A 4,473-nucleotide genomic window follows, 5' to 3' on the forward strand; every position below is an offset into this window, starting at 1 on the left:
CGAGAGTGAGTTATTTCCAGGCACCTAATTGACTTGAAAGAGTCGTGAAACAGCCCGCTATTATGTAGCGGGCTTTTTTACGTCTGTAATTTGAGTTTGAAAGCCGTTCTTGGGCCTAATCTATTGACCAGTTTAGATAATATGCCAATGCGAGAGTCGGTCATTAACAGGCTAGATTTAAGATCTACTAGAATAGCGATTATTCACAAGGTGGATCAATACAAGTTTATTAGTCATTATTGACTGTAACTCGCTCAGTTATCATTTATTTTTAGTATAGCTCTGCAAACTGTGACATATATGATGGCTCTTCGATGTCTGATGGCATTATTCACAGCATGTTTTTCCGGTTAATCATGGTAATTTATTATCTAATTCCCTGCTACAATAGCGTTATATTTTTGAATTTGATGTCTGTCTATGTCTATCTCCCTTACTGCATTAAACACACTCGGCCTAAATCAGCATTGCGCTTCTTTAGTTGAAGTCACTAGCAAAAATGAGCTAATCACTAGATGTATTGAGTTGTATCAACGACAAAACCCAATGCTTATACTTGGTGGCGGAAGTAATCTGGTATTTACTGATGACTTTCAGGGAACGGTTGTTAAGGTGAGGACTACGGGAATTGTGATTGATCAAGACGATGACTTCTATTATCTCACTGTACAAGCGGGAGAAAATTGGCATCACTTGGTTGAGTATTGCCTTTCGAGAGAGATTTATGGTTTAGAAAATATGGCCCTGATCCCTGGGACTGTTGGCGCCGCTCCTATACAAAATATTGGTGCTTATGGTGTTGAATTTAATCGGTTCTGTCATCAGATTCAGTTTTTACAACTGGATACCGGAAAGTTAGTCCATTTTGATAATGACCAATGTCACTTTGGCTATCGCGAGTCTATTTTTAAACAACAGCTTAAAAACTTAGCTGTTATCACTGAAGTGACTTTAAAGTTAGCTAAACAGTGGCAAGCCGTTACCAACTATGGTCCACTGCAACATTTAGATCCTGCAACTGTGACCGCGAGACAAATTTTTGATTGTGTGTGTCATGTTCGCCAATCTAAGCTACCTGATCCTAAAAAGTTAGGTAATGTGGGCAGTTTCTTTAAAAATCCTGTGGTATCAATAGATGTCTATAATACTCTTAAAACTCGTTATGCTGCTTTAGTGGGTTACCCACAAGGTGATGATCATTATAAACTTGCTGCCGGCTGGCTGATTGAGCAAGCTGGGTTGAAAGGCTTTAATATAGGTGATGCAGCGGTTCATCAAGAACAAGCTTTGGTTTTAGTTAACCTTGGTAATGCTTCAGGTAAAGAAGTATGCCAATTAGCGCTGTACGTCATCCAGACGGTTTTTAATAAGTTTGGCGTTAGATTACAACCTGAGCCAAGGATTCTAGGTTCTGCTGGGGAGATAGATATAAATGAATGAACATTGGTCTCGTAAACGTCAAATTTTAGCTTGTTTGCATCATGAGCATTTTGTCTCTGGTGAGGTGATCGCGCAGTCTCTATCGCTTACTCGGGCGGCGATTAATCAGCATATCGACGCATTAAAAGATTATGGAATTGAAATCTACAGCGTAAAGGGGAGAGGTTATAAGTTAGCGACGCCAATGTCCTTGGTAAATGAGTCAATTCTTGTCAATAATGTTGATGGCCGCTGTTTTTATTTTGATGAAACAACAAGCACTAATGCTTTTTTACTGGGACATACTAGTGAGCTTAAATCGGGTGATATTTGCATCGCTGAATATCAATCTGCAGGCAGAGGTCGAAGAGGCAGGAAATGGTTGTCTCCCTATGGGCACCATATTTATGCATCCATGTTCTGGCGTTTACATAGCGATATTAGCAAAGTAAGTGGCTTAAGCTTAGTGGTTGGTTGTTCTATTGTTAAGGCTTTATCAGCGTTTGGAGTTGAGGGGCTAGGTTTAAAATGGCCGAATGACATTTATCTAGAACATAAAAAATTAGCAGGGATTTTAGTAGAAATAGCCCACTCATCTGCGCAACAAACCGAGCTTGTAATTGGTTTTGGCATTAATATGAGTATGTCTGCAGAACAAGGCGGGCTTATTGATCAGCCCTGGAGTGATCTCTCTAGTTTAATGAGTATGCCAGATAAAACCGAGCTATTGATCCAACTGCACAAAACCCTTAAAACTGATCTTCAGTTATTTGAGCAAAAAGGGTTGGGCGCTTTTTTGGATCGCTGGAATAAGTATGATTTATTTGCTAATCGCGATGTTTCATTAATCATGGCACCCAATTGTGTGAACGGTATTTGTCGAGGCATCGATGAGCAAGGTGCTTTATTGCTTGAAACTGACCAAGGTATTAAGCGCTATTTAGGTGGTGAAATCAGTCTTCGAGCAGCGACATAGGCTGGGTTATACAAGCTGGATTTTACAGCAATTTAGGCCTGCTTGACGCCTGCCTAAGCTTGTAGGATGTCGTTTTTCTACTCTATGAGACAATGAAATAACATAATAGAAAGACTCAAATGCTGCCTGAAGGAGGCGACTAAACGGTTGTTTGTTATTTTTATACAATCAGCTGGTTATAAGGTATTTGCTTAGAATGACTAAGTTTCACACCTTATGGCGTACTTTTGAATATTGAGTGAGTCCGTTATTTCGAACAAGTCTTACTAAATAACGCCTAATAATAGGCGCATATAGTGTTATTTGCGCAGTAAAACCCGATCCATTAAGTGGTTGGGGCCTTTTTGTAAAATCAGGTGAGCTCGCTCGCGTGTCGGCTGAATATTTAATGATAAATTTGGGCCATTGATGGTATCCCAAATATTGGCAGCAATTACATTCGCTTCATCGTCGGTCAAAGAAGAGTAGTGATGAAAGAATGAGTTTGGGTCACTAAACGCCCCAGTTCTAAATTGCAGGAATCGTTGTTTATACCAATCTTTAAGCAATGACTCATCGGCATCAACATAAATCGAGAAATCGACAAAATCTGATACAAAAGGTCTTCTGGTGTCGATTGGGGTATCTAAACCCGTTTGCAGTACATTTAAACCTTCTAAAATCAAAATGTCAGGTTGGCGAATAGCTTGATGTTCATCGTGACATCTATCATAAGTGACATGAGAATAAAGTGGTGCCAATATCTCTTTATTTCCAGCTTTAACAGCCGATATAAATTCGACTAACATTTTCATGTCATAACTTTCAGGAAAACCTTTACGCTGCAGTAGTCCTTTACGCTTTAAATCTGCTAATGGATATAAAAAACCATCAGTAGTGACTAAATCAACTTTAGGATGCTCGGGCCAACGCTGTAATAACGTCTGTAAGATGCGTGCTGTGGTGCTCTTACCGACAGCTACGCTTCCTGCGATACTAATAATGTAAGGACCTGGAGAAGCTTTCTGTTCAAGAAACTTATCAAGAACGAGTCCACGCTGTTGTTTAGAGCCGACAAATAAATTCAGTAAACGGCTGAGAGGAAGGTAAATGTCAGTGACTTCATCTAAAGACAGCTTTTCATTCATACCACGCAGGTTTTCTAATTCAGCCTGACTCAATGTGAGTGGCACTGATTTGCGTAATTCAGCCCAATGCTCGCGCTGAAAAGCAAAGTAGAGTGCATCTTGTATTGAGTTAATTGGGTTCATAACCATTCCTCTAGGTTGGTCAGGCACATTACACTATCGTATAAATGGCGACAATAGTTTGGTTCTCATTTGTCTTCATCACTAATTACATTTGCCTACTAATCACTCTTTTTGCGCTAAACAAGTGCAAAAAAACGTCATTTGAAACTTTTTTTAGTTTTTTTATCATTTTACTCTTGCACTCTGGGGCACATTTACCTAATATCCGAACCCGAAATGATACGCCGGCATAGCTCAGTTGGTAGAGCAACTGACTTGTAATCAGTAGGTCCCGAGTTCGACTCTTGGTGCCGGCACCATTTTTCTGGAGGGGTTCCCGAGTGGCCAAAGGGATCAGACTGTAAATCTGACGGCTCAGCCTTCGAAGGTTCGAATCCTTCTCCCTCCACCATTTTCTAGGTAGTTAGGTAGCCTAAACAGGTTGCGCGGATGTCGTATAATGGTATTACTCCAGCCTTCCAAGCTGATAACGCGGGTTCGATTCCCGCCATCCGCTCCAAATTTGTTCGCTGATACGGCTCAGTTGGTAGAGCGCACCTTTAATGAGGGTGAGTCGGCAGTGCGAATCTGCCTATCAACACCAGCTTGTCATGAATAAACTTCCTAACCCTAAATAATCGATTCGATGTCATTTAATGCATCGGATTTTTACTATATGTGTTTTCATCACCAAGATAATTGGACTGAGGCAATACCATGGCAAAAGCTAAATTTGAACGTAACAAGCCCCATGTAAACGTGGGCACCATCGGTCACGTTGACCATGGTAAAACAACTTTAACAGCAGCAATCTCTGCCGTTTTGTCTAAAACTTATGGTGGTGAAGTT

The 4,473-nt window shown here is 40.5% G+C and carries 4 protein-coding genes and 4 tRNA genes; 7 read left to right on the forward strand and 1 reads right to left on the reverse strand.

Translation table 11 applies throughout. From position 1 onward, the window contains the following. Positions 1 to 414: 414 nt before the first annotated feature. Positions 415 to 1,440 (forward strand): UDP-N-acetylmuramate dehydrogenase, encoded by a 1,026-nt coding sequence (gene murB / locus GW828_RS19180; RefSeq protein ID WP_273059903.1) that lies wholly within the window; start codon positions 415 to 417, stop codon positions 1,438 to 1,440. Then, positions 1,433 to 2,395: a bifunctional biotin--[acetyl-CoA-carboxylase] ligase/biotin operon repressor BirA gene (birA, locus tag GW828_RS19185; RefSeq protein ID WP_273059902.1), complete on the forward strand. Its 963-nt coding sequence runs from the start codon at positions 1,433 to 1,435 to the stop codon at positions 2,393 to 2,395. Before murB ends, birA begins: the two co-directional genes overlap by 8 nt. Before the next feature lie 299 nt (positions 2,396 to 2,694). On the opposite strand, the gene coaA is transcribed toward birA, so the two are convergent. Next, positions 2,695 to 3,645, reverse strand: coding sequence for a type I pantothenate kinase (coaA, locus tag GW828_RS19190; RefSeq protein WP_124017700.1), 951 nt, complete (start codon positions 3,643 to 3,645; stop codon positions 2,695 to 2,697). 223 nt (positions 3,646 to 3,868) lie between these two features. Between coaA and GW828_RS19195 the strand changes: the two genes are divergently transcribed. The 5 genes from GW828_RS19195 to GW828_RS19215 form a co-directional block, all read left to right on the forward strand. Beyond that, positions 3,869 to 3,944 (forward strand) — tRNA-Thr (locus GW828_RS19195). Positions 3,945 to 3,951: 7 nt separating this feature from the next. Then, a tRNA-Tyr gene (locus tag GW828_RS19200) sits at positions 3,952 to 4,036 on the forward strand. Positions 4,037 to 4,070: 34 nt separating this feature from the next. Continuing rightward, a tRNA-Gly gene (locus GW828_RS19205) sits at positions 4,071 to 4,144 on the forward strand. Positions 4,145 to 4,153: 9 nt separating this feature from the next. Next, positions 4,154 to 4,228, forward strand: a tRNA-Ile gene (locus tag GW828_RS19210). Between the two features lie 113 nt (positions 4,229 to 4,341). After that, the coding region (locus GW828_RS19215; protein WP_273693547.1) for a GTP-binding protein at positions 4,342 to 4,473 on the forward strand (132 nt) is incomplete at its 3' end.

This window comes from Shewanella vesiculosa (assembly GCF_009994065.1).
Lineage (GTDB): Bacteria > Pseudomonadota > Gammaproteobacteria > Enterobacterales > Shewanellaceae > Shewanella > Shewanella vesiculosa.